We start from the raw sequence: 24,836 nt of genomic DNA on the forward strand, positions 1-24,836 counted from the left end.
CTTCCATATTGTTTTTATTTTCATTTTTTCACCTCGATACCTATTACGTCTATTGAGATCAAAAGATTCAATATTTGATGCTGAATTGGTGCCTTATCGCACATGGACTGTCGTATCGCTGCAACTGAAAATTAAAGGAGCTGATGAAATGGCCATCTCACCGAAGGTAATTCAACTGATCGATCAGAAGCTTACACCGTTAATTCGAACCGGCTGCCGCATCGGTCAGATCAAAATGGTGTGTGGTGCAGGTGCGGAACTGGTGAAACAAGGGTCCGTCCAGACGGAATCGGAGTATTGAAGGTGGAAGCAGATCCTGTATGCTTTGAAGAGGAAGCACCTTCCCAATACATACAGGATCTACTAAACGTTAGGCATCTCAGAGTGTTTCACAAAAACATTTGTTTGTAAAGAATTTCAAATGGTTACAGACAATGAAAATGATCGAGGCTCTAATTCTGATACTAAAGTTAATCAGGAATATTAAGGTGCTACGCTACTAATAATTACAATTTTTTCTGCATTAACATCATGTGCTACTCTGACACCTGGATTACCGTTGCTGTCATATCCAACATAAGCGAAGGTAACGTACTCTTCTCCATTTAAAAGTGTAACAGCATTATGGATAAAGATTCGGTCACCCCAGACAATTCCGTCTACAGTGGCAGTAACAATTGTTCCAACGTAATCTTTGAATCTCCCGCCAGGTTGACGAGTTTCACTACGGGTAAAATTGTTTTTCGCCCAATTTTTCAATAGTTGATCTTTGTTCATAGTTATTACCTCCAAATTATAATGTCAAATTCCTTACCTAATGTATGACAATTAAATAATTTGGTGTCATTTTCTAAGGGGGTTTTTAATATTGGAATTTATCCTTACATCTGCCTGGCAGCTCGACGACGTTGTTCATCTGCAGGAACCAGTGCCAGCGAAAGGCCAACTGAGTTTATGGAACTGGGAGGAAACAAAATGACTACATCAGCAACATTGGACAAGCCACTCAGCCGACGACAAAGGGATGTTTACGACTATGTACGGATGTTCATTGAAGATAACGGGTACAGCCCGACAATCAGGGAAATTGCAGATGGGATTATGTTGTCATCTGCTTCAACGGTCCACTCACATGTGAATTCACTTATTCGGAAAGGGTATCTGACCCATTCTTCCGGTGGGGTTCGCACCCTGGCATTGACCAAGAAAGGCAAACGGCCAAAGGTGGTAACTCAGGCCGGCATCATGAGATGGATTCAAGATCAAGGAATTGAGAAAACACATGATGCCAACGTCTATAACTTGTTGGCTGATCTACAGGAAAGCATTCAATCGGGGAGGATCTGCTAATGATCGATTATCGTAAAGTGAAAACAGTAGTGTGGACACCGGAGCAGATAGCAAATCATTTGAAGGCAATTGGGGCTGAGCATCCACCTAAACCGCCCGACAAGTTGCAAAAGGCTGTCACTGCTCCACAACAGCATAACGGCAACAGCAGGTACTACAAACGTGGAGGTGAATGGTAGGTTTGCAAAGAGATCATAGAGCATTGTTGTTAAAATACGGTTATCCGGAGGACTTGGTAAGTGGATGGAGTGCTGAAGACTGTGAAGCGGAGTGGGACCAGTTTTGCAGTAAGGTCATTCAGGAATAACAAATATCCCCCGCAAGCTTGCCGGCACGGCGGGGGACACATCGAATAAACCTCACCAAAAATTATAACACGGTGAGGGGATCAAAATGGGGAAACGCCGAAAAAACAACTTACAACTGACTTTTAACATACTTCCAATCGACGAGAAAGCTACCCGCCGCGCTGTGGAAGAATATTTAGAAACCGTTCGGCAGTACCGGCAGATCGGTTTCGTGAGACGCGAGGCAGCAGTCACGCAGGCTTATGTATATAGAGAACATCAATCTACTAATGCAATCAGCAAACAGACTGAACGGATTGCAATTTATAATGTTGATAAAGAAGCTGAACTGAAGGAAAAGGATCGGTTACTTAGTTTGGCAATGGAGAGGCTATCTTCTGTGCAACGCGAAGTCATTCAACGGAGCTATCTTGATAACGAAGGGGAATTTGATTATATCAGTTGTGGGGAAATGGGAATTAGTGATAGTACGTATCGGCGTGAGAAAAATGAAGCGATCAGTATCTTGGGGACTGCGTTGAGGTTGGAAAAGTTTAATGGAATCGGGGTAGGCTGAAGCCTACCTCGTTTTTGTCGAAAACGTAAAAAAAAAGGGAAAATTTGAAGGAGAAAATCTCGTGTGTGTTGAAATATTACATGTAAACCAAAAAGATACAAGCGGAGGTGGAGTTTTGAAAAAAATAGTATTTGTTGGGGGAATTCACGGTGTTGGAAAGACTTATTTGTGTAATGAAATTAATCAAGAACTAGATACTCCTCACTTTTCAGCGAGTGAACTGATTCGAAAACAGAAGGAAGAGGAGGCAAGAACGGTAAAGAACGTAACAGATGTTAAAGGAAATCAAGACGCCTTAATTATGGCTATAAACAATTATGTTACTGATATTCCTATTTTTCTCTTAGACGGGCACTTTTGCATCCTAAACAAAGAAGGAGAAATAGAAAGAATACCTCATGACACATTTGAACGAATGGAGATTGCATGTTTATTGGTGCTGACCGACGATCCCAATGAAATTCATATGCGACTGAAGAATCGCGACTCTAGAGAATATCCTATTGATTTACTCGATAAGTTCCAAACCGAGGAACTCTCTTATGCAAAACAACTCTCGGAGACTTTAATGCTCCCACTACTTGTACATAAGAACGGTGAAGATAAGAAGAAGTTGTATGATTTTCTAAATAAGCACATCTAATTTTAGGAGGATTTTTTATGAATGATTACTTGGTGAAACAACGATTTGGAGACATTAACTTAGCCGATCCTTTTTTTGATTCTCTTAAGGCAGACTATCAAGAGTTTGAAGATTGGTTTAACCGGAAGAGTGATTCTGAGGCATACCTGCACTACAACGACGGTTTAGTTGATGGATTCCTTTATTACAAGTGTGAGGAAGGACCGGTTGAAGATATTCAGCCTGCATTAGATTGTGCTTCTGCTCTTAAAATTGGTACCTTTAAGATTATTCCGCACGGGACAAGATTAGGCGAACGCTTCATTAAGAAGGCACTTGACTATGCGATTGTAAATAATGTCGAATCTTGCTATGTTACAATATTTGATAAGGAAGAAACTGCTGCTTTAATTTATTTGTTAAAGAAATATGGTTTTTATGTTCATGGTACTAAAGCTACACAGAACGGTAACGAATTGGTCTTAGTGAAAAGTTTAACAGAAATTCAAAATGATATTCTGAAGGATTATCCTTTAATTAACACAACCGATCGAGACAAGTATTTATTAGCTATTTATCCTCAATATCATTCAATTATGTTTCCTGATTCAATTTTGAATAATGAAAGTGTCGATATACTGGAGGACGTAACGTATACTAATGGTATTCATAAGATATATGTCACAACAATGCCTGTTAACAGAACTTCACCTGGCGATATATTAGTCATGTACAGAACCAAGACACCGAATCAATCAGCAGAATACACGTCAGTAGCAACATCAATCTGTATTGTCGAAGAAGTAAAATCACAATCCGAATTTAAGGATTTTGAGGCATTTTACAAATACGCAAGTACTTATAGTGTTTTTGATAAAAATGATTTAAGAGACTGGTATAATAAAGGTGGTTGTTATACTATAAAAATGACGTATAATGCAGCTTTAAGCAAAAGATTAATCAGACGTAAATTGATCGAAGGAATTGGTATCGATAGGCAACGTAAACTAAGGTGGTCCTTTTTCAGTCTAAGCGATGATCAGTTTAGTCAAATACTCAAAGAAGGTGGAGTAAGTGAAAGTATTATTATCGATTAAACCAGAGTTCGTCGAGAAGATATTCAGCGAAGAAAAGCGGTATGAGTATCGTAAAATTATCTTTAAGCAAAAAGTAGATTCTGTTGTTATCTACTCGACAATGCCTGAAGGAAGAATCGTAGGGGAATTCAGCATAGATAAGATTTTGAGCGACGATCCAGATAGCATATGGAACTTGACCAATCGATACTCAGGAATTACGCACAATTTTTTCAAGAAATACTTCAGTAATAAAGAAAATGCATATGCTATCAAAATTGGTGAAATCGAGCGGTATGATGAGCCTATAAATCCCAAGGATTTTGATTTTCCCTTTACGGCACCTCAGTCATTTTTTTACGTGGATGACGACTTTCGTCCACTCTCACAGAGAACAGAACTCATTGAACCTGTACTATTTTGACTGATTTCTGACTGCTAATAGAGAGTTTGTTGGACTTTCTAAGTGTTATATTTGTATTGTGGAACTCGAGCGAGAATGAAACGCACAGCTGCACATGTGGCATATGACTGGGGCGTTCCTCTTCTCGCTTTTTCCAATTTTCAGGATTATCATTCCGTGAGCTTCAACTATATGATCATGTCGAGGTAATACTCGTTATGGTCCAAATGCGAAATAGCAAGTAATCAGCAGGAAACGACGGGTTTGTTCCAGTTCATCGGGACTCACTCGTTTTCTGTTCCTTGACTCGCATTTGGTAGCTTCAGTAAAATGGTCTCATTCTTCCTCTATAGTTACAAAGCACGTATGCTTTTAAAGCAAAGAGCGCAGCGTTTTTGCAGCGACCGTTTTGGGCGCATGCTTTTAGGACGTAACACCAACATCATACATAACACATTAAAGTCGTTCCTTGCGGATCGGCTTTTTTTATTGGAGGTATTGAAGTGATCAGCAGCAGAAGACGGAAGAAACAGCGTATCCGTCCCAACAAGCAGCCGGAGAAATGCAAAGGTTGTGTATGGGGAAGATGGGATGAGGTGAAGCAGTTCTGTAGTAGACCAGTTTGTATTAAAAATAGTTGATTGTCACATATTGTATCATTTTGGAAATCCGGTTATTATTGTTCAGGGGAGTTGAGAAATGTGAACAATAAAAGCAAAGTTCAGAATCCACTTACAATTATAGCGATCTTTGCGGGCATTGCAGAAATAGCAGGAACAGGAGTACTGTTAGGTTTACCTTTAGAGATACAAAGAACATTTATATGGTTTGTCATGTTGTTCCCGGTTGGACTGGTTGCAGCTTTCTTTTTGGTTTTGTTATTTAAGCACAATGTTCTTTATGCTCCGAGTGATTTTGTAGATGAGAACAATTTTATGAACCTACTTCAAAATAAGAAGGTCATAGAGGTTGTAGATTTATTGGAACAAACTAAAGAAGATGACACAAACGATCAAACAAAGGAGAAAATTGATGAGGCTCTTAGCAAATTAGACCAAATTTCTCTCTACAACGATCTACTTATTAAAAAGAAAGAATACAACAATATTATTCTTACAAAGAGTGATTACGACAATTTCACAAAGAAGTATAATATCGACAACAAAGAACTGCTTTCTTCACTCAAAACATATGATTCAACAAACGAAGATGTATTAGAGAACCAAGTTTTTCAGTTACTCGAACTTCTAAGAGAAGGTCTTACATTATCACAGTTATCAAGTGCGCTACCTACAGCGAATAAGAGGATATTAAAATATCATTTAGAAAAGTGGGTAACAGCAGGTCTTTTAAAGAAGGATGATAATGAAAGATATTCGATAAATTAAAAGCGCCTGTCGTGGTGCTTTTTCTTTTGCTCTCTTATGACAGAATGTGAGCCGTTTTAAGCTTGTTTATATGAGAACGTCCGTTTGCAAGGATCAGTCCATTGAAGAGCGGAGAACAGCGTCTGAGTGAGCCTACGCATGCATATGATGGTCACCCAAACGTTGAAACCAACTCAACACAAACGAATAAAAGGATTTCTCTTAATTACGTCGAAAATCGACATTAAAGGGGGAATCTTGATGGGGTTTGATTGGGGAAGCTTTACAGGTGGTATAGTGGGGACGTTAGGAGCTATAGGGGCTGTTAAGTATTCTATGCATCTACAAGAAAAGAAAGAGAAACCAAATAAAATTAAGCAACAAGTACAAATTATTGATATTCTAATAGGCATCTTTGAGCGCCATTGGGTTGAAATTAATAAGGAACCTTTAGATACTTATGAGAATGCTTTCGAAAAGACAATTACTATTGTGAATACTCTAAGACAGTATTTAACGGTTGCTTTAGATAGCGACAGAGAACTTGTTTCTTTCCTATTGGGTGCTATTGATGAATTTAATAAAACCGGTAATGATTTTTCGCAACGAGAGAGATCCAGGGATGAGTTGTGGAGATTCCAAACAGCGATTCTAACTGTTATTGGTTTTAAACAATCTGATTTAAGAAAAATGAAAGAAAAACTATTTTCAGAGTATAAGTAATCTTAATTTCAGACGCCAAAGAGCGTCTTTTTTATTGGAGGTAGAGTTCATGAACATCAGAATCGTGCCAATCGAACAGATCAATTCAGCAACCGACAACCCCCGTGTTGAGCTTCAGCCTGGGGATTGGAGTATGAGAAGCTTCGCCGCAGCATTGAGGAGTTTGACTATGTGGAGCCGATTGTCTGGAACGAACGTACTGGGCATATGGTCGGTGGCCATCAACGGACTAATCAAAATAAAGCCACCTCTCAAAAGCAAGGATTTTGACGTTGTTTGTCGAAAGATTAACTTGAGGTGATTAGTTGTGAATGAATTAATTAGCAGAATTACAGCATTTAGAGATGAACGAAACTGGGGACAATTTCATAATCCGAAGGATCTTGCAATCTCTTTAAATCTGGAGGCGAGTGAGTTGCTCGAGCTCTTTCAGTGGAAGAGCAGTGAAGAAGCAATCGAGCAAAATAAAGACAAGCTTCAGGACGAACTAGCAGATGTACTCTATTACGTGCTGTTGATGTGCAATGATCTTAATATAGATCCGAAGGAAGCCCTGCTTAATAAGCTACAGAAAAATGCCGATAAGTACCCTGTAGAGAAGTCTTATGGCTCAAATAAGAAATATACAGAATTACAGGGGGATAGCAATGAGTAAGGTGATTTTACAGCCATCAGGAAACAAAGATGCTCGAAAACATTATGAGGATACAATTCAGAATCCAGTACCTATCGAAGTATTATCGGAATATCTACCTGAGGAAACTTTAGACCAAGTAAAAACTTTTTACCTAGACGGATTAGTTCCAACTTGGGGAGTAACTCCGGGCAAAAACAATGTTAACGTCTCAAAATGGGGAAAGATTCAAACGGGCGATGTTACAGTATTTTCAGCAAACGGGCAGATATTCGCCTCTGGTGTTGTTGTAATGAAATTACGACACAAAGAACTGGCTGAAAAGTTGTGGGGTTACGATGGATCGGGTCAAACATGGGAATATGTTTATTTTCTCGATGAGATCAAGCAACATAATATCCCCTACATAGATTTCAATAGAACCGTTGGATATGCAGACAACTATATTATTCAGGGATTCAATGTACTAAGAGAAGAATTAAGCGAACGAATGTTATTATCATTTGATATGAAAAGTGCAATCTATCTACCAGATGTTTCTCCAGAAGAATATGAAGAGGAAGTACTCCTGTTTGAAGATCATGATTCTCTTGACACACATCGCACGGGCAAAGGAAGAAAAGAACAATCTTTCCTCAGGAAACAGCTATTCAAGAACAAAAAAGTAGGGTCATGTGGCATATGTGGGAATCAATATCCCGTTGATCTCTTAGTTGCAGCACATATCAAAAAGAGATCAAAGTGTTCTAGGGAAGAGCGTCTAGATTACAAGAATATTGTTTTACCAATGTGTAAATTTGGCTGTGATGACTTGTTTGAGAAGGGATATATTATAGTTGTTGATGGCAAGGTACTTAGAAACTCTAAAAAGATTTATACTCCGCATTTATTGGAGAAGATTGTTCACATTGAAAATAAAGAGTGCCAACATTGGAATGACAGCACTCGTAAATACTTCGAATGGCATCAAGTACAGTAACTATAAACTTATATCCATCCAATCAGAGGCGTTCAAGAGGGGCTAACTATGATAAAAACGGAAGTGATGATCTGTTATCATTGTGGAAATAAAACTTCAATGGAACATTTATTCGAAGCAAAAAAAAGTGAAAAGGAATTCTTCAACGTTTCTGGTAGCACGTATGATATAGAATTTTTTAGATTTTGGAATCTGTATTTATGTCCAGTTTGCGAAGGGGTAACTTTAGTGAAAACGACTAAAAACACAGAAGATGTGGACATAGAAAACTTAACTTTAACTCCTACAATCACAATTCTGTATCCTGATGCTACTGTGAAGGAGGCCGGTGTTCCGAAAAATGTAAGAAATTCATTTGAGGCAGCACTCCGAATTAAGCATATAGAAGGTACTCTATGTGCAATTGGAATTCGTAGAACTCTAGAGATGATATGCAAAGATAAAGAGGCGTCTGGAAGGACGCTATTTAATAAATTAGAAGATCTTTCTGAAAAGGGAATCCTTCCTCCAATTGTCGCGGGTATGGCTACTGTAATCAAGGATTTAGGGAACGCTGCTGCACATGGAGATGATAGAGAATTCTCAGAGGAAGTTATCGAATCTATAATTAAGTTTACACATGTTATTCTTGATTATGTTTATAACCTACCAGATGAGTTATCTCGGATCCAAAATGAACTAAGTAGACAATCTGTTGCAGAGAATGCTAGAGATAGTTAATACAAGTAAAAGGCGCCCAAGGGCGTCTTTTTTATTGAAATATTAATAAGAGCAAAAAGTGATGTTCAGTAAGTTTGTTTTGCAATAAGCAAAAAAACATTGAGCAGTCCACAACTATTTCCCAGGATAAACCGATAGATAGTGCGAGTAAGTATAGAGGCTATTGGTCATAAGGGTTCATACATGATTTTTAACTTTTGTAGTAGATTCCTATCACGACAGTTAAGGTTGGCCCTCCTATTCTTATAATGTCATCGGAAGCCTTGTTGGCTTTACATTACAACGTGAGGAATGAGTTTAATGCATAAGAGAGAAGTATCAAACTTTATGGTTATTGACCAGGACAGAAGATTGTTCAATGTGATTGAATCCGAAAGCGGCCATGAGTGGTGGAAGGAAAAGGTTTTGGAGCAACAGGAGAAAGGTAGGAAGCTATTGGGGCTCCCTTCTTCAAAAGATGCAGATGTGCTCAAAAAAGAATATCAAGACCAGTTTGGTTACACTTATACGAAGGATTCAGTTCTGCTTCCATTCAGTTGACTGACTGTAAACTTCGATTAATGGGGGTGGTGGTGATGTAATGGCGCGTGAACGCAGTCCCGAGCGGGACAAGGCTAAACTGATGTGGCTAAAGAGCGGCGGGAAGATGATGCTTAAGGACATCGCCGCCGCTCTTTCTGTTCCCGAGTCCAGGATACGCAAATGGAAATCCATGGACCGTTGGGAGGATGAACTCAATGGGAGCGTTTCGGGGGATTCCAAAGGGAGCGTTCCAAATGGAACGAATGGGAGCGTTCCGAAATCAAGGGGAGCGCCCAAAGGCAATAAGAATGCATCTGGTAATCGAGGCGGTGCTCCACCCGGGAATAAAAATGCCGTTGGGAACAGTGGTGGTCCAGGTGGACCATACCGGAATAAAAAGGCGTTGAAGACAGGCATGTATGAAACGATCTTCTTGGATGCTTTGGAACCTGACGAACAGGATATGTTTGATCAGATCGATACGGACCCCCTCGCACAGCTCAATGAACAGTTGATCATGTTGTCATTGCAAGAGCGGCGGCACATGAAGCGGGTCAAGCTGCTTGAAGATGGGCTGACTGACGAAGAGCGTAAGACTAAACAAGAGCTCATGCAGCGGAAGGACAAGGTGCCATACACCAGCCCAAAAAGCGGGAAGGCAGTTCAAATACCTGTTGTCACTGAAGGCATGAAGGTAACGGAGATTACGACCGTTGTCACGTCCAAGCTGGACAAGATACTTAAGCAAGAGGAAGCCTTGGTCAAGACACGGGATAAGAAGCTTCGGGTCATCAATTTGATCGCCAGCTTGCAGCAAGAAGAAGAGAAATTAAGAATCGCCCGGGAACGTCTTGAGCTGGATAAATATAAGGCGCTGGGTCACGGGGATGAAAGCGGGGGCGGAAATGATGTAGACGATGAAGATGACGATGGGGATGATTTAGATTGGTAATCGCACTGGCAAAGGAACACCGCCGTCGGATCAAGCGAAAACTGCAACAACGACCGGACAAGTTGGCCGAACTAAAAGCGATCTTGTTAGACTTCGAACAGTTTTGTTACCGGATGCTCAAGATCAAGGACAAGTCCGGTGCTATGGTGCGGTTGATCCTCAATGATGCCCAGCGGCGTTATGCTGCAAAGGTGTTTGAGGATCTGGCAGCGGGGAAACCTGTTCGGATCATCATTCTGAAAGCTCGGCAAATGGGCTTTTCAACGGTGACTGAAGCATTGATTTACTATTTCACCTCATTACAGGAAGCAAAGAATGCCTTTATCGTTGCCCAGTCTTCAGATGCTTCCAGCAATTTGTTCGATATGTTCCAGTTGTATTATGAGCGGGTACCGTCGGTCATACAGCCAATGACCCGTAAGAACAATGCCAAGAAGCTGACTTTTGAGAATCCGGCGATCCGGACGGCAGACCGTCGAAGGAATCCAGGCTTAAAGTCAAAGATCACCGTACAAACAGCAGAAAGCCGGGTGCTTGCCCGTTCAGATACGATTCATTACCTGCATGCTTCCGAAGTGGCATTCTGGCCAGCCAAAAAGAAGAAACGGCATTTGCTGTCTCTCTTGGCGGCACTGTCCAAGGAAGCGGGAAGCATCGGTATTATCGAATCCACAGCCAACGGCATGGAAGAGTTCAAGCAAATATGGGATGCAGCCGTGAAGGGCGAGAATGATTTTTCTCCGCTCTTTTTTGCATGGTTCGAAATGCCAGACTATCGCAAGCCCATTCCTCCTGGCTTTGAACTGACTGAAGATGAACTGGAGCTGAAGGCAAAATACGGGCTGGATGATGAACAGCTTCAATGGCGGCGTTACACGATCCGAAACGATTGCGGTGGCGATTCACGACAATTTGAACAGGAGTATCCTTCTGAACCTGACGAAGCGTTCCTGTTATCAGGTGAAAGTATCTTTGATAACAAATTCATTAAGCGCCTGAAGGAAGCAATTAAACTGAAAGGTGCTATTCATGAAATTGATTTTGTTAAAGAACAGTTTATTCCGGCTCATGCGGGGGAACTGGTCGTCTATCACTTTCCAGAGCAAGGGAAGCGATATATTTTATCTGCAGATACAGCAAAGGGCACCGAAGATGGCGACTATGACGCTGCTTATGTGATCGATGCGCGTACAGGCGAAATGTGCGCGGCTCTGCATGGCAAGTGGGACACTGACTTGTTCGGGAAAAAGCTGAACACGTTGGGACTGTATTACAACACAGCATTGCTGGCAGTGGAAAACAACAACACTGGTGAATCAGTGCTTAACACTTTGTTCAATACTTGTCATTACCCGCTGCTGTTCCTTCATAAGAAGGGCAAACTTGGATGGGAAACCAATAAGGCAACCCGTCCTGTGATGATCAGTGATTTCAAAGAAGCCATTCGTGATGAGCTTTATGATATTTACTGTCCTGATCTGTACGGCGAGTGTATGACGTTCATTGATAACAAGGGCAAAGCGGAAGCAGACAGCGGTTGTCATGATGACCGAATCATGGCATATTCAATCGCCCTGCAGGTGCGTCAGGTAGCCGACAAGTGGTTCGAATGGTTTAAGAAAAAACAACAGCAACGGGAGGAATCGAAGCATGAAGAAAACAATGGGGGAGCGGGGTGGATTTAATTGAGTGAAGGCAATGCATCATGGGTTCCATTTGCGAAAGAAGAAGGTAAGCACATTCCATCCAGTGCCCAACTTCCCGATGTATTCGACAGCTTATACGATCATCACGGGCTGTTACCATTTGAATCAGGCAACGATCCTACTTCCTGCAGGTTGCTTGTCAAAAACAGCAATATCATTCCTCAGTGCATCGAGGCATATAAGCGGAACATTGCTGGCCACGGTATTGCTTTGGAATATGTGTCTGGTGAAGATGACAACTCGGCCAAGGAAGAATGGAACCGTGCTGAACGCTTTTTGGAGACTTGTAACCTCGAAGATAATCCTGAAGAGATCATAGGCCAGCTTATTGAGGACTTGGAAAGCACAGGGATGGCCAACATGGAAGTTGCTTGGCCCGCAGGTAGCGAGTTTCCGACGATCTTCCGTATGGATCCGAAGTACGTCCGTTATACCAAGGAAAGTAATCCAGCGACTATCAAACGCAAACGGCGGATCAGTTCCACAAAGACAGTTGAGGAATTCACTCAACAGATTTACGCACGTCGTTATGCAATGAAGCGGGGAACTTCGGTTGTATGGTTCCGTTTATTTGGTACCGAAGGTACCGAGAATCAGGTCATTCCGTTGAAGGTTGGCAATGACGGTGCCTACGGTGAACCCCGCTGGTTTGGGAACGCGCCTGGTGTGGTCGGGTCCCGAGAAGCCGAGGAATTGAACGTATCCTATTTCTCAAATGGTCGGATGCTCTCCATGATTCTGACTGTAACCAATGGACGACTCACTCAACAATCCATGGAGCTATTGAGTAAGGTCAAGGGATCTCAGTCCCAGGGCGGTATTCTCTACCTTGAAGCCAAAGGCCAAGAAACAGGCGGGCCACTGGACGAGAAGGTCGAGAAAGTATCTATCCAAATGGACAAACTGAACGACTTACTGCAGCAGGATGCACTTTTCCTGGAGTATGGAAAGGAAAAGAAGGCTGATATTTTGTCATCCTTCCGCTTACCGCCAATTCTTGTTGGCCAAAGTTCAGACTATAACCGTGCTACAGCTCAAGCAGCATTGCAGTTTGCAGAAGAACAGGTATTTGAGCCTTACCGCAAGTGGATCATGAACGAGATCTTTAACAAGCGGTTGTTCCCAGCCATGGGAATCTTCCGAGTTAAGGCGGTGCTTCGAGCACCAAGCATTATTGATCCCGAAGATCGCAAGGCAATGCTGGACTTTATTGCTGACCGCGGCATTATGTTGGTCCGTGACCTGATCCCGATTGCTGAGGATGTTCTGGGTACGACGATTGATGAAGGTAAGTTCAGTCAGGAATACCTGGACACGCCTATTATACAATTAGCAGGAAGCCAACCGACTATTCTCGATCCGGAAGAAAACAGTGATGTCGACGACCTGCAAGAGCGTGTATCGATCATCGCCAAACGGTTGCTTCGGAAGGGATCAGCTGAGGTGGGCGCTCATGTGTGAAGCTTGTTGGGAACTGATTGTCAAAGCTGATGATGATGAGTTTCTTGATAGTCTTGAGCTGACATATGTGGAACGCAAGTTGCTTGAAGAGTTGTACAAGCAGGGTGAAGACCGGATTATGGAGAACCTTGAGCTTCAGGGAGAAGCCCTTAAGGAAGCTATCGCTGAACTGAGCGAGGAATCTCTTGGTGATATCGGTGAGTTGGGTAAGGTCATGATTGCTTTACACACATCCGAAGTCTTCGGGGATCTGTTTGAACAAGCGGTACAAGATGCATTCGAACCGTTGTTCAATCTGGCGGGAGAGTCTGAGCTGCTTGAGCTTGATGATGAAAAGGTTTGGAGTACTAAGAATAAGGCGGCCAAGAAATTTGTTAAGGAGATCCGCAGCCTGGTACCCGATATGAACCAGTCTTCAACGGATACACTCTTGCGAAGCTTCGAAAAGGCGATTGATGAAGGGAATACTCCTTCAGAACGGGCTTTGCTTGTTCAAGAGATCAGTGCTCTTGCCGCTACGGGTGAAGATGGACCTTTCAGCATGGTACGAGCGCAGCGGGTGTCACGAACGATGAGCACGGCAGCGGCAAATGGCGGCAAGCTTGAAGGGTGGAAGCAGTCCGAGATTGCCAAGGGTAAGAAATGGCGTTCGGCTGCCGGTACAAGAACCCGAAAAACCCACCGGAAGGCAAATGGCCAGATTGTTGCGCTGGACAAGCCTTTCAAAGTGGGGTCAAGCAAACTTATGTATCCGGGTGATCCTTCAGGTGAAGCTAAAGAAATAGTCAATTGTCGATGTACAATGCAATTGGTATTGGATTAAAGTTTGAGGCAACTAGCCCATGCATACTCATCACCTTGATTGGGTGGAATTTCTCCACTAGCTATTTTATCCATATGTTTAATGTGTTGGATAACCGCATCATGCGGTTCAGAAACATTATTATTTATTCTTGCTGTTAGAATCCCGAATACATCGTTATTCACAAGATTTTGAGCACAGATCTTAGCGGCTGAACTATCGCTATTATTCTGTTTGTACAATCTGTAATCGGGCAGTATTCCTACAATTTTAGCATTTTCAATGGGGGTCCAAGTAGCCATGAAATCACTCCTTATTTATTTTGGGATATTATATCATGTTTCTCTGAGAGGAGGTGAGATGAGAAATGACCTACAAAATGAAGGATGCAAAGATTACGCACTTGTCGCTGGTAGATAAGGGCGCTAATGGTGTGCCATTTGCCATCATTAAAGCCGCTGGGAAAAACGCTATTCAAAAGCAAGTCCAAATCGCCAAAGTGGATGACACACAACACATCGTTATTGGTGTGGTATATCAGCCAGATGTCGAAGATGTCCATGGCGACATGATGGACGCTGTGGAGATTGAGAAAGCGGCGCACCTGTTCATGGAGAACCAACATACCTACAACATCGATAAGCAACACGATCTGGACGCTGACAAAGGATACGTTGTTGAATCCTACATTGCCCCGTGTGATATGGAGATAGGTGACCAAGTGATTGCAAAAGGGTCGTGGGTTGCTGGTGTGAAGGTCACTGACGACGGTGCCTGGGAAGAAATCCAAAAGGGTGACATTACAGGATTTTCAATGTTTGGCGTGGGTAAGCGTGAGGAAGTCGAGGATGAAGAGGAAGTTTCCAAGGGATTGCTTCACAACATCAAGAAAGCTATCAATGCAGCCTTGTCTCCGATCGTCAAAGGGGCTGTAGCCGACAAATACAATAAGAACCGGAAGAACCGTGAGTTTTGGGCAGCGCAGGACGCCTTAAACGCGGTTCTTTTTCGTTGGGACTCCTGGGAATCCGGGATGGAGACAGACGCCGAAATCATTCGCGAGGCCTTGCAAGATTTTGTTGAAATTGCCCAAGACGTATTGGTGCAGGAAGATATCGTGAAGGCGATAGGTAAACCGCCTGAAGCCATTGTCAAAGCTGGCAAAAAGATTTCTGCCAGCAACCTGAAACACATTGATGATGCGATTACTACATTGACCGACCTTAAAAATAAAACGGCTCCTGAAGAAGAGCCTGAGGAGGAAGACGATTTGAAACCAGAAGATATTGCAAAAGCCTTTCAGGCTGCTGTTGGTCCTATTGTTAAACAAATGGAGGGACTGGCAGCTGATGTCACTGAACTGAAGAAACAGGATGGCGAAGATGATCCAGATCCAGACGCTGGAACATCGGGTGCGGGAACAGGCACTAATCCAGAAGCAGATGCTGTTACAGATGCCATTGCCAAGGCTCTCGCTCCATTGACTGAGCAAATGACTACGTTAGCTGCTGATGTGCAGATCGTTAAAAACAGCCGCGGTGGATCTGCTCAAGGTGGCGCAGAAGAAACTCAAATTCAGAAAGCATCTGGCACTTCTACGCTGGCCCGCTTCGTTTAATTTAAAAGGAGGAATATAAAACTATGAGAAATAACGGACAAATTGCAAACAACAGCATTAGAAAAGGTACAATTCATACAGGACTTGACCCGGCAGCCATGAACTATGAGGAAGTTGATGCATTTCTACAGATGGCATATGAATCTACAGAATTTTTGAAGGGTATTCGTACTGAAACGCGCGACAGTTCAAAGGGTACTATTGACAAGATTGGAGTAACAGGGCGAAACCTACGCAAAAAAAGAGAGGGGAATCCCGCTGGTAAGCAAACTGAACCTGTGTATCAACAAGTTCCTTATTCTGTTGTTCCTGTAACTCTCCAATATGAGATTACAGAAGAAAAGATTCGGATGGAACAGCGGGTTCGGAAACAGAACATTGAAGAAATCATCATGGGTGGCATGACCCGAAACTTTGGCGAAAACATGCAGGACTTGGGCTTTAATGGTGATATGAGCACTCTGAACACTGATCCTGATTATGACTTCCTGAGCATTGCTGATGGCTGGTTGAAAAAGGCTCGTAGCACAGGGAATTTCACGGATTGGTCTACACTTGACGCAGCTGGTAAGCTCGGTATTTTCTTCAGACTAGAACGTTCTGTGCCAACAAGATTGCGTAGTGCGGGACAGTTCAAATATTTCATGCATCCCAATACATTCTCGGAGCGCTTGGAACAATTGGCTTTGAAAGATACTAGTGCTTCGATTCAAATTCAAATCTTAGGGGCGCAAAAGAGAATCAACAACTACGATGTGGAAGAAGTACCACATATGCCTGAGGGTGCAGTTCTATTCACGTATAAACCAAACTTTGTCATTGTAAATACTTATGACATGATTATCCGTAAGACAACTGAAGGTAAAGCGGCTGTAACAGAGGACAAACGATTCTATGCTACGCACGCAGACGGGGATTTCATTTTCGAGGAGCCAGGTGCTGTTGCAATGGCAGAAGGGGTGCAATTCTAATGAAAAAGATTACCTTTAAAGGTAGTAATACTTCACTAACAAAGTATGGCATTCGTTTTGAGCCTAACAAGCCGATCATGATTGCTGATGAGATTGCAGATAAACTGGCGCAGGAGCAGGAGTTCACGGTTGAAGAAACTCATGATGAACCTGCTCCAAGGGCAGACGATAACGGCAAAGATGATGGTCCTTCCCTTCAGGAATTGAAGGAGCAAGCCAAGGCTGAAGGCATCAAAGGGTTTTCATCCATGAATAAGCAAGAACTGACCGTTGCACTGGCAGCACTGCCGCAGAAGGACGATCCTTATGCTAACGCCCCAACTTCTTAAAACTCGTAGCCGAGTCTCTCCAATCCAAGAAGCTGAAACGGAACAGTTGGAACAGTACATCGATGATGCTCAAGTGCGTATTGAATTGTATTTACCCATTCCTTTCCCTGAAGAAGTGGATCGGCAGCTCATGCTCGCATGGGTGAAGCTGGCTGAAGGGCTTGCCCTACAGGACAGTGAGGAATATTTGGCTGCTGTCGCTCGGAACTATGCTTCAGAGAGCGATGGGGCTTGGACATACACCCGACAAGCGATTGCAGGCATGACTACGGGTAACCCGGACGTGGACGCAATCTTGTTCCTTTGGGTGAAGAAACAACAGGAAGGGCCGGACGATGGAAACATCACGGCCTATTTGTTGTGAATCATCGGTTTAAAACGCCGCTTGCCGTTTACCGGGTAGGCAGCAAGCGGGATGGTGATGATCTGTTCAATGATCGGAAGAGCGGCAAAATTGCGGATCTCAAATGCCATGTTATCAAGACGGAGACATCCGACAAGGCTGATGCAAAACCCGTGATGTACATCGTGAAGAAAACGATTGGCGTGGCCAAAACGGCTGATGTGAGAATCAGCGATGAAATTGTATTGTTCGGTCGTCGTTATCTCGTCATCGATGCGAATCCTCGCCGCTATTGGATGGAGCTGCTGATGACATGTGAGGTGAAAGGCAATGATCGTTAATGACTTTGATGGGTTGGCACGTAGATTCAGAAAACTGGCTGATCAAGGGATGAAGCGGGTTCTGACCAACATTGCCGAAGCTTTGGGAGAGACGTTGTTAAACCACATCATTGACGAAATCGATAGGCAAGGCCTTATTGATACAGGCTTGATGTGGAACTCATTTACCCGTGGTGGCGACGGAAACGTATGGGAATGGGATGTTGACAGGAATTCTATCACATTGGAAGTCGGATCTGATCTCGGGTCCGGTTCAAACGATCAGGGAGCATGGGGATACCCGCGTTTGATTAATGACGGTTACACGATTCACAAAGCCCATTGGGTACCAGGTTACTGGAACAGCGGTGGATCATTTGTGTATGACCGAAATGCCAAAACTGGCTTCATGGCAAAACCGCGTAGCTTCATTGGCCGCCGATACTTTGACATTGCTGTTACCCAATTCGAAGGCGGCATGAACAGGCTCATCATAAGACGGCTTGAAATTGAGTTGGAAAGGGTGCTGCGCTGATGGATGCAGGATTAAAAGCATGGGCTGAGATTGTGCGAGGCGTTTACCCTGATCTGACGATTTTGCGTGACCGGACGCAATGGCTGGCTGGGAATTTCGATACACCTTCCGTTTTTATTGAAACGGATCTTGTGTCTGATAAGACACATACCCCGCGTGCTGACCGGGTCGTAGAGGATGTAGGACTTGTCTTCCATTTTGATAAGGAGCGAGTAACGGAAGAAGACGAGGGGGAACCAATCCCCTTTGATCTGGCGCCGTTGTTCACATTCTTACGGCAACAACGGTTTTGCTACGCTTCAAAACGCTTCGGTGTGGCATTGGTGATGGAACCACCGCGTAACCGACCAGAGAAGGATCGGATTGAAGTCACCTGTAGGTATTCGTATCTTCTGGCAGTGCCGAAGGTTCCGGTACCGAAGATCAATGAATTCCACATTGGATATGGAAAGGAGCTCACACCATGAGTACACCACGCAAGGAAAGGCTTGCTGCCGCTGTCCAGGAGGATCTGAACAAGCGTACCAAGCAAGAATGGATTGAGGGTGCAGTTGCCTTGAAGCATGAACGCTTTGAGGTGGCGGGCGCCCTTTTTGATTGCAAAGCTGATACCCTGCTATCCCAGCAGGAAGTACAAAACCGACTGGAAGCATATTTGCAACCAATGGTAACGAAGGAGGAAACGCAGAATGTCGATTCAGAGAGTTAGACCTGGCGGATATGTGGAATTGATCGCGTTGGCCAAAGCAAGGGTAGTCCCAGTAACTGGCCGTGTACTGATCCCTTACCAAGCGGAATGGGGGGCGGCCAACCAAGCTATTGACATGGCAGACATGTCCGAACGTTTGAAGGAAAGCGGCCTGCAGACTGATGAATTGGAGCTGGCTTCGGAAACGGGGGCAACGGTGGTTGGTTACCGTGTCACCAGTGGTTTGGAAAAGGTTGCTTCCGTATCTGTTACGGACAGTTACATGATTGAGGCACGTTATCCAGGATTACGCGGTAATGATTTTGAATACATGATTCGTGCCAGCTTGGTCGATGCCACCAAAAAGGAAATCATCGTCCGCGATACCAAAGGAATTTATGACACAGAGACGTTCACAGTGTCCGATAAGGCTTCTGCAGAAGAAGCCCTGAAGAAGTCAAATATGGTCCGGTTCAAATCGACAGGGGTTGTTGCTTGGGCGGACGTGGCATACACGGCGCTCACGGGAGCAGTATCTGGTTCAGCGACAATCACGGCGTCAGACTGGAGTCGGATCTTTAACCGGGTGGACGGTCTGACCTTCGATGTGTTCTATTTACCTTCAACGGAAGCGGCCGTCCAAGCTGCGGCAAAACAATGGTTGCTTGATCGTCGCATGAAGGCCCGTAGGCTCGCTCAGTTGGTCGTTGCTGGCCCTCCACTGGATGATACCGACATTGATAAGCATAATGCTCGTAGCCGGGCTATGAACGCGCGGTACATCGTCAACTGTTCACTAGCTGGGACACATACCAACGGGAAAACGTACAACTCGGTGCAGTGGGGAGCATGGTTGGCTGGTCTGATGGCTGGTACACCTGCGAATAAGTCCTTTACAGGGGTTAAGGTCCCAATGACACAGGCTGCGATCGATTGGAGCCATAGCGAAGTTATTAAAGGGTTGGCCGAGGGTACAATCATGGCCACGCGCGACGGTTACGACTACATCATTGAGTCAGCAGTGAACACGCTGACCACAATGGGTACTGGAGAACGTGAGGACTTTGGTAAGATTCGTGTTTCTATGACAATCGACCAAGTTCTGAACGACATCTATTCCACGGCTAAGAAATGGAAAGCAAAGCTCGACAACGACAAGGATGGCCGAGGCATGTTTATTGCGGCTGTGCTTGAATACCTGGCGATCCGCAGGAGCCAAAAGGCGATCGATGAAGGTTATACCTTCACAGAAGATCCGAACAATGTGAGTGACTTCGATTACGCTTATTTCAAACTGTTCGCCAAACCGCTTGATGCCATCGAAGCATTCTATATTACATGGGAGGTGGCATAGTAGATGGAGCGCGAACTAATTGGCCGTAATCTTTCAGTTGAAGACGATAACGGGGATGCAGTTCAGACAATCAAGGAAATTGAAGTCACACTGAATCCAGAAACATTGGATGTTGTCCGAGCTCGTAGAATGGCCAAAACCAAACAAATCGTGGGATATGAGATCCCAGTTAAAATTGTTATGTCCAAACTGGAATCCAGGCTGCGTTATCGTCTGTTGGAGGACTTTAAAAAAGGTAAGACCATGTTCCTTGATCGCATCACTGGTTCCTTGGAAGATATGCAAACAGGCAATACAGAACGGGTCCTTCTGACAGGGATTCATATCCACGGGAATATGGATATCTTGGTTGCTCAGATCGACAGTAATACTGGTATTGATATCACGTTGGAAGGGACAGCTACGGACTTCGACTTTGTAGAACAGTTCCCGGACTACATGGCGTAGGGGCGCATTAGCGCTCCTTTTTCATTTTCACAAATAAATAAATTATTGGAGGAATAACAATGAGCGACAAATTACAAAAATATCTTGCGGCTGGTACGGCTGCAGAACAGCCCGAACAGATGGAAGTACCAGTAGACGGTGAAAAATGGTCCGTTCGTCGACTGACCACGATTGATATTCGTCGGTGTTATGATGTGGCGTTCAACGACGATGGAACTGCAAAGGAAACATTCAACGAGATTGATGCAATGATTGTACGAGCAACAGAACATGATTTTCCATGGAATAATAAAGAATTGTTGTTGGCTTACAAGTGTACGAACAAAAATGAACTCCCACCCCGCATTCTGAATGATCCTGATCACTATGCAGTACTGTCCAAGGCTGTTCGGAACTTTCAGGAAACAAAGGATGCGTTGCTCAAAGAAGCAAAAAACTCATCCGGCGAGACGGAGAAGCAAGCTGGATAGCATCCTTTTGGATTAATCAAAAGAAGCTGCCTGCCGAAGTCTTGCCGTATGAAGTTAATCGGAACAGACAGTATCATTTCTGTCTTGCCGCATCGATGCTGGCTGAGGAAGAGGTGAAGAAGCTTAACAAAAAATAGGCCGGGAAGGGGGTGCATACTATGGCAATGGCTAACCGGGTGACAGTGCCATTTGAAGCTAGAGATTTAATATCTGGTGCTGTGCGAAATATGCGCAGTTTGATCCAAAGAGCCACAGATGACGTGAGAGAGTTTCGACGCATTGCGGGTAGCATGGGCGATGATATAGTTTCCAGCAGCCGCAGGGCTAGAGATGCAGCTGATGATTTGGGTAGACGAATACATGGTGCGGCCGATGAAGTACGAGATTTCAATCGTGTTCAACTGGATGATATTTTTCGTCGTTCGCGAGCTGGGGCCGATGATTTAAGGCGCTCTGCTAGCCGTGCTGATGCGGAGATCCGCGGGATAAGAGATGCTCACGTTCGACTGAGAGCAAATGATGAGATTAGCCCATTAGTAGATGGCATTTCTGCAAAGATAGCAGCACTGGCGACTGTAGCTGGTGGGCTTGTACTCGGTGGCGGCGTGTCAGATACGCTGTTTGGTGGTGTAACAGACTATTACTCGGAAGCAGCGCGCAGCGCACCTTATATGCCTGCTCAGGAACGACAGAAAGCACTCGCAATAAATGATGATCTCGTTTCTCAAGCGATTGTTTCAGATCGCGCAACTGGTGCAAGAAACTTGGCTGACATCGCACCAATGTTTCCTGATAAATCCATGATCGGGGAAGCAGTAACGGCTTCATCAAAGATTCAATACATTCGTCCTGATTCCGGGCCCGAGGAGATCAATCGTGCGTTAGCTCAAGCAAGTAATGCATTTAAGGAGACGCCTACCCAAATCGCAGATAGCATGATGTATGCCTATCAAAGTGTGGGCGATCGTCAGCAGGACTTGTTCGATACATTCTGGGAGTATAGTCCTTATTTTGCTAGTAGTGGGACGGATTCTGCTCAGATGAGTAATTTTTTATCAAAAACAGTCCAAGGTGGGGCCTTCAATTTCGACAAGCCAGGTGATTTCTTTAAAGAAACATTTGGAGTAAAAGCCCTGAATGCTGATGACATGGCTAATTATTTCGTTAGCAGGGGTTCAGGTAAAAAAGATGCAGCTAGTCAAGCTCAAGCATTTACAGAAGACATTAACTCAGGGGATAAGCAAAAAGCACAGGGAGCTATAGCGGCATTAGTTGCTGATTTAGCCAGTCAAAGTCGAAGTGATTTAAAACAATCGCTTGTAACTCTTGGTGCAGCTGCTGCCGAGGACAATTCAGATTCAATTTTGAGTACGTATGGCCTACCCTTCCAAAAAGCGCCCGATATGTCTGGAACAACAGATCGGTTGGTTGCAACTCAACAGGCAGCTGATCCAATGACTGAATACCTACAAGTTCGAAATCAAATGCAAATTCAAATGCAAGATATCGGCGGAAACATCATGCAGGCTTCATTGCCGGCGCTCGAAGAATTTAACACCTTAATCACTGAAAACAAAGATAGCATTGAAGCTTTTGGAGTGGGAGTCGCAAACGCCATTACGAAAGTGACCAGTGTTTATAAAGAAAATACAGGATTAATCAATGGTGCTTTGATTGGTTTGGCTAGTGTGCTTGTGGTAAAAGGACTGGTTTCTTTCGGTCAGGGAGTGCGTCAACTTAATTCAGATCTTGCTGGAGCTGCTGGATGGGTAGGACAAAAAGGTAAGAATATCGTTTCCGGTGCGGGTCAAGGGCTGAAAAACGGCTGGGATCGCATTCGGGGCAGATCATCCGGACCAACACCTGGACCAACGGAGGAAACACCTGCCGAACGTGCTAATCGTATCCGTAATCAAGTAGGTGACCGTCGAATCAGGGGTGACTTAGGTCGTAATCGAAACAGCTCAGGTAACCCGTTGGGTGGAGTTCGTAGCTCATCCACGATGACGATTAATGCAAATCGGGTGAATGTGTATGGATCTTCATCTGGTGGTAGAGGTAATGGTCGAAATCGTGGAAGAGGTGGCGGCGGGAATAACCGAGGTTCAGGGGGAAACCATAACCGTAATAGAAACAATCCTCCTGATACACGTGACCCGAACAGACGCGGGACGCGTGAAAATCCATATCGTGTGCGTCGACCAAATCCGCCAACCCCTCCACCAACTCCTGACGTGCCAAACGGGGGAAAGATAGGCAATTTCCTCAAATCGAATGCGAAAATGCTGAAAGCTGGCGGGATCATCGGGGCCGCTACATCCTTGGGTTTTGGAGCATATGATTTATATCAGACTGCCAAGGAAACCGGTTGGAAGGAAGCCATCTCTTCGTCAGGTGGTTCAGTTGCTGGTGGTGCCATTGGAGGTACGTTGGGTGGTATTGTCGGATCGTTAGCCGGTCCGCTCGGAACTGCTGCAGGTGCTTACTTTGGGAACTGGGCAGGCGAGAAGCTCGGCGCACTTGCTGATTCAAGCGGTATTACTCGTGACATCGTGGATGGTGTTTCATCTCTTACAGACTCTATCAAGGGTTGGATGGGTTTTGGTCCAAAAGAAGAGCCTAAGCCGGTTATGCCTCAGTTACCCAAAGAAGCATTTGTCACTACAACGGCTTCTACAACCAAGGAAGGCGAGCAAAAAATCAAGGAAACGATGGAAAGTGTCGTTTCTAATGTTCAGAAAAGTGGACTGAAGCAAGGCCTTACAGATGCAATGAACGAGAGCGGCATCACTCAAGCCGCAGATCATATTAAGGATAAGTTAGTGGGTATGTTCAAGGGTTCTGAGTCCAAAGAAGCTGAGAGTAATGTCAAGGCTGTTGGGACAGCAACCAAGGAAACCGAACAGAAAGCCAAAGATCTGGGAGTTACTACGAAGAATAGCACCAGGGATATTATCAGTGGCAACGGCCAAGCTGCTTTGAGTTTTAGTGGTGTGAGCTCATCCGCCAAAAGTGCAATTGATCTTACTCGACAACATCTTGAATCGCTGTCTACTGTATCAAGCAAAGGAAGCACCTGGGGTAGCAATCTGATCAGTATGATGGCAGCGGGAATGCAAAGTAAATTCCCGACATTGACAAGTATCGTTTCCAAAGCTGCAGGTGTGATCAAGGATTACCTTGGTTTTAGTTCCCCGACCAAAGAAGGCCCTGCCAGTAAGTCAGATCGATGGGCGGGAAACTTCGTATCCATGTTTTCGGATGGATTACGGCCAGATTCGATTCGAGAACGCATGAACCAGATTGCTGGGACAATGCGGGACGGTGTGGATGGCATTGAAGGTCCGAATTTGTCCGGCAGTGCCATTCCCGTCCGGACGACTCCGTTTTCTGCGCAAGTAACCAGTGGAAGCAAGTCTGTAACGATAGGCAATGTCACTATCGATCTCGGAGGGATTGCAGCGGGCATAACAGACTTCCAATCCTTTGCCAAGGCTCTTACAAGCCCTGAGGGGCGCGCACTGATCCGTGATGTAGCAGGTGAAGAAATATACAAAGCATTGGAGACGGGGGGTTAACT

General features: G+C 44.3%; 32 protein-coding genes and 1 pseudogene. 31 read left to right on the top strand and 2 right to left on the bottom strand.

All coding sequences use genetic code 11. From position 1 onward, the window contains the following. Positions 1–148 precede the first annotated feature (148 nt). Entirely contained in the window at positions 149–301 is a 153-nt protein-coding gene (locus MHI14_RS13405; RefSeq protein ID WP_341130479.1) for a hypothetical protein, read from the top strand. A 182-nt stretch (positions 302–483) separates the two neighbouring features. Here the strand turns inward: MHI14_RS13405 and MHI14_RS13410 are convergent, their stop codons facing one another. Next, complete coding sequence (locus MHI14_RS13410) at positions 484–777, bottom strand: hypothetical protein (RefSeq protein WP_341130480.1); 294 nt, start codon at positions 775–777, stop codon at positions 484–486. 198 nt (positions 778–975) lie between these two features. Here MHI14_RS13410 and MHI14_RS13415 point away from each other — a divergent pair, with 198 nt between their 5' ends. The 18 genes and pseudogenes from MHI14_RS13415 to MHI14_RS13500 all read left to right on the top strand — a co-directional run bounded on the left by MHI14_RS13415 (position 976) and on the right by MHI14_RS13500 (position 14,202). Next, a complete protein-coding gene (locus tag MHI14_RS13415) occupies positions 976–1,350 on the top strand; it encodes a LexA family protein (RefSeq protein ID WP_341130481.1) in 375 nt (124 codons plus the stop codon). Beyond that, positions 1,350–1,529 carry a hypothetical protein gene (locus MHI14_RS13420; protein ID WP_341130482.1) on the top strand — a complete coding sequence of 60 codons (180 nt, stop codon included), beginning with the start codon at positions 1,350–1,352 and terminating at the stop codon, positions 1,527–1,529. Before MHI14_RS13415 ends, MHI14_RS13420 begins: the two co-directional genes overlap by 1 nt. Positions 1,530–1,531: 2 nt before the next feature. After that, positions 1,532–1,657: a hypothetical protein gene (locus MHI14_RS13425; protein WP_341130483.1), complete on the top strand. Its 126-nt coding sequence runs from the start codon at positions 1,532–1,534 to the stop codon at positions 1,655–1,657. An 86-nt stretch (positions 1,658–1,743) separates the two neighbouring features. Next, entirely contained in the window at positions 1,744–2,214 is a 471-nt protein-coding gene (locus MHI14_RS13430) for an ArpU family phage packaging/lysis transcriptional regulator (RefSeq protein ID WP_341130484.1), read from the top strand. 115 nt (positions 2,215–2,329) lie between these two features. Continuing rightward, positions 2,330–2,857, top strand: a complete 528-nt coding sequence (locus MHI14_RS13435) for an ATP-binding protein (RefSeq protein WP_341130485.1) — start codon at positions 2,330–2,332, stop codon at positions 2,855–2,857. 17 nt (positions 2,858–2,874) lie between these two features. Then, entirely contained in the window at positions 2,875–3,933 is a 1,059-nt protein-coding gene (locus tag MHI14_RS13440; RefSeq protein ID WP_341130486.1) for an N-acetyltransferase, read from the top strand. After that, the gene (locus tag MHI14_RS13445; protein WP_341130487.1) at positions 3,911–4,336 is read left to right on the top strand and encodes a hypothetical protein; all 426 of its coding nucleotides are present in this window, start codon (positions 3,911–3,913) and stop codon (positions 4,334–4,336) included. Before MHI14_RS13440 ends, MHI14_RS13445 begins: the two co-directional genes overlap by 23 nt. A 680-nt stretch (positions 4,337–5,016) precedes the next feature. Beyond that, entirely contained in the window at positions 5,017–5,703 is a 687-nt protein-coding gene (locus tag MHI14_RS13450; RefSeq protein WP_341130488.1) for a hypothetical protein, read from the top strand. Between the two features lie 240 nt (positions 5,704–5,943). After that, positions 5,944–6,405 (top strand): hypothetical protein, encoded by a 462-nt coding sequence (locus MHI14_RS13455; RefSeq protein ID WP_340984710.1) that lies wholly within the window; start codon positions 5,944–5,946, stop codon positions 6,403–6,405. Between the two features lie 49 nt (positions 6,406–6,454). Continuing rightward, positions 6,455–6,633 (top strand): annotated as a pseudogene (locus tag MHI14_RS13460) (transcriptional regulator); the annotation flags it as partial. A 79-nt stretch (positions 6,634–6,712) separates the two neighbouring features. Beyond that, positions 6,713–7,060, top strand: a complete 348-nt coding sequence (locus tag MHI14_RS13465; RefSeq protein ID WP_341130489.1) for a nucleotide pyrophosphohydrolase — start codon at positions 6,713–6,715, stop codon at positions 7,058–7,060. Continuing rightward, positions 7,053–8,018, top strand: a complete 966-nt coding sequence (locus MHI14_RS13470; RefSeq protein WP_341130490.1) for an HNH endonuclease — start codon at positions 7,053–7,055, stop codon at positions 8,016–8,018. Before MHI14_RS13465 ends, MHI14_RS13470 begins: the two co-directional genes overlap by 8 nt. A gap of 48 nt (positions 8,019–8,066) precedes the next feature. Continuing rightward, the gene (locus tag MHI14_RS13475; RefSeq protein ID WP_341130491.1) at positions 8,067–8,738 is read left to right on the top strand and encodes a DUF4145 domain-containing protein; all 672 of its coding nucleotides are present in this window, start codon (positions 8,067–8,069) and stop codon (positions 8,736–8,738) included. A gap of 291 nt (positions 8,739–9,029) precedes the next feature. Next, on the top strand, positions 9,030–9,278 hold the full coding sequence (locus tag MHI14_RS13480; RefSeq protein ID WP_341130492.1) for a hypothetical protein: 249 nt from the start codon (positions 9,030–9,032) through the stop codon (positions 9,276–9,278). A 40-nt stretch (positions 9,279–9,318) separates the two neighbouring features. Then, entirely contained in the window at positions 9,319–10,212 is an 894-nt protein-coding gene (gene terS, locus MHI14_RS13485) for a phage terminase small subunit (RefSeq protein WP_341130493.1), read from the top strand. Continuing rightward, positions 10,206–11,897 (top strand): DNA packaging protein, encoded by a 1,692-nt coding sequence (locus MHI14_RS13490; protein WP_341130494.1) that lies wholly within the window; start codon positions 10,206–10,208, stop codon positions 11,895–11,897. The genes terS and MHI14_RS13490 overlap by 7 nt, the downstream gene beginning before the upstream one ends. Further along, positions 11,898–13,379, top strand: coding sequence for a phage portal protein (locus MHI14_RS13495; RefSeq protein WP_341130495.1), 1,482 nt, complete (start codon positions 11,898–11,900; stop codon positions 13,377–13,379). It begins immediately after the preceding gene. Beyond that, positions 13,372–14,202: a phage minor head protein gene (locus MHI14_RS13500; protein ID WP_341130496.1), complete on the top strand. Its 831-nt coding sequence runs from the start codon at positions 13,372–13,374 to the stop codon at positions 14,200–14,202. The genes MHI14_RS13495 and MHI14_RS13500 overlap by 8 nt, the downstream gene beginning before the upstream one ends. Here MHI14_RS13500 and MHI14_RS13505 read toward each other — a convergent pair. Then, a complete protein-coding gene (locus MHI14_RS13505; RefSeq protein WP_341130497.1) occupies positions 14,199–14,483 on the bottom strand; it encodes a hypothetical protein in 285 nt (94 codons plus the stop codon). The two genes, MHI14_RS13500 and MHI14_RS13505, sit on opposite strands and share 4 nt — an antisense overlap. A 65-nt stretch (positions 14,484–14,548) precedes the next feature. On the opposite strand from MHI14_RS13505, the gene MHI14_RS13510 reads away from it, so the two are divergent. The 12 genes from MHI14_RS13510 (at position 14,549) to MHI14_RS13565 (ending at position 24,834) form a co-directional block, all read left to right on the top strand. Further along, complete coding sequence (locus MHI14_RS13510; protein WP_341130498.1) at positions 14,549–15,799, top strand: XkdF-like putative serine protease domain-containing protein; 1,251 nt, start codon at positions 14,549–14,551, stop codon at positions 15,797–15,799. 23 nt (positions 15,800–15,822) lie between these two features. Continuing rightward, complete coding sequence (locus MHI14_RS13515; protein ID WP_341130499.1) at positions 15,823–16,770, top strand: phage major capsid family protein; 948 nt, start codon at positions 15,823–15,825, stop codon at positions 16,768–16,770. Then, a complete protein-coding gene (locus tag MHI14_RS13520) occupies positions 16,770–17,099 on the top strand; it encodes a Rho termination factor N-terminal domain-containing protein (RefSeq protein ID WP_341130500.1) in 330 nt (109 codons plus the stop codon). Before MHI14_RS13515 ends, MHI14_RS13520 begins: the two co-directional genes overlap by 1 nt. Then, positions 17,077–17,463, top strand: coding sequence for a DUF3199 family protein (locus MHI14_RS13525; protein ID WP_127550619.1), 387 nt, complete (start codon positions 17,077–17,079; stop codon positions 17,461–17,463). Before MHI14_RS13520 ends, MHI14_RS13525 begins: the two co-directional genes overlap by 23 nt. After that, positions 17,460–17,783, top strand: a complete 324-nt coding sequence (locus tag MHI14_RS13530; protein ID WP_341130501.1) for a hypothetical protein — start codon at positions 17,460–17,462, stop codon at positions 17,781–17,783. Before MHI14_RS13525 ends, MHI14_RS13530 begins: the two co-directional genes overlap by 4 nt. Further along, positions 17,773–18,297, top strand: a complete 525-nt coding sequence (locus MHI14_RS13535; RefSeq protein ID WP_341130502.1) for an HK97 gp10 family phage protein — start codon at positions 17,773–17,775, stop codon at positions 18,295–18,297. The genes MHI14_RS13530 and MHI14_RS13535 overlap by 11 nt, the downstream gene beginning before the upstream one ends. Further along, positions 18,297–18,764 carry a hypothetical protein gene (locus MHI14_RS13540; RefSeq protein ID WP_341130503.1) on the top strand — a complete coding sequence of 156 codons (468 nt, stop codon included), beginning with the start codon at positions 18,297–18,299 and terminating at the stop codon, positions 18,762–18,764. The genes MHI14_RS13535 and MHI14_RS13540 overlap by 1 nt, the downstream gene beginning before the upstream one ends. Beyond that, positions 18,761–19,006 (top strand): hypothetical protein, encoded by a 246-nt coding sequence (locus tag MHI14_RS13545; protein WP_341130504.1) that lies wholly within the window; start codon positions 18,761–18,763, stop codon positions 19,004–19,006. The genes MHI14_RS13540 and MHI14_RS13545 overlap by 4 nt, the downstream gene beginning before the upstream one ends. Next, entirely contained in the window at positions 18,987–20,339 is a 1,353-nt protein-coding gene (locus MHI14_RS13550; protein ID WP_341130505.1) for a phage tail sheath subtilisin-like domain-containing protein, read from the top strand. The genes MHI14_RS13545 and MHI14_RS13550 overlap by 20 nt, the downstream gene beginning before the upstream one ends. 3 nt (positions 20,340–20,342) lie before the next feature. Next, on the top strand, positions 20,343–20,786 hold the full coding sequence (locus MHI14_RS13555) for a phage tail tube protein (protein WP_341130506.1): 444 nt from the start codon (positions 20,343–20,345) through the stop codon (positions 20,784–20,786). Between the two features lie 59 nt (positions 20,787–20,845). Continuing rightward, the gene (locus MHI14_RS13560; protein ID WP_341130507.1) at positions 20,846–21,256 is read left to right on the top strand and encodes a hypothetical protein; all 411 of its coding nucleotides are present in this window, start codon (positions 20,846–20,848) and stop codon (positions 21,254–21,256) included. 158 nt (positions 21,257–21,414) lie between these two features. Next, positions 21,415–24,834, top strand: coding sequence for a tail tape measure protein (locus MHI14_RS13565; RefSeq protein WP_341130508.1), 3,420 nt, complete (start codon positions 21,415–21,417; stop codon positions 24,832–24,834). The last annotated feature ends 2 nt before the right edge of the window (positions 24,835–24,836 follow it).

This window comes from Paenibacillus sp. FSL K6-2393 (assembly GCF_038002545.1).
GTDB lineage: Bacteria > Bacillota > Bacilli > Paenibacillales > Paenibacillaceae > Paenibacillus.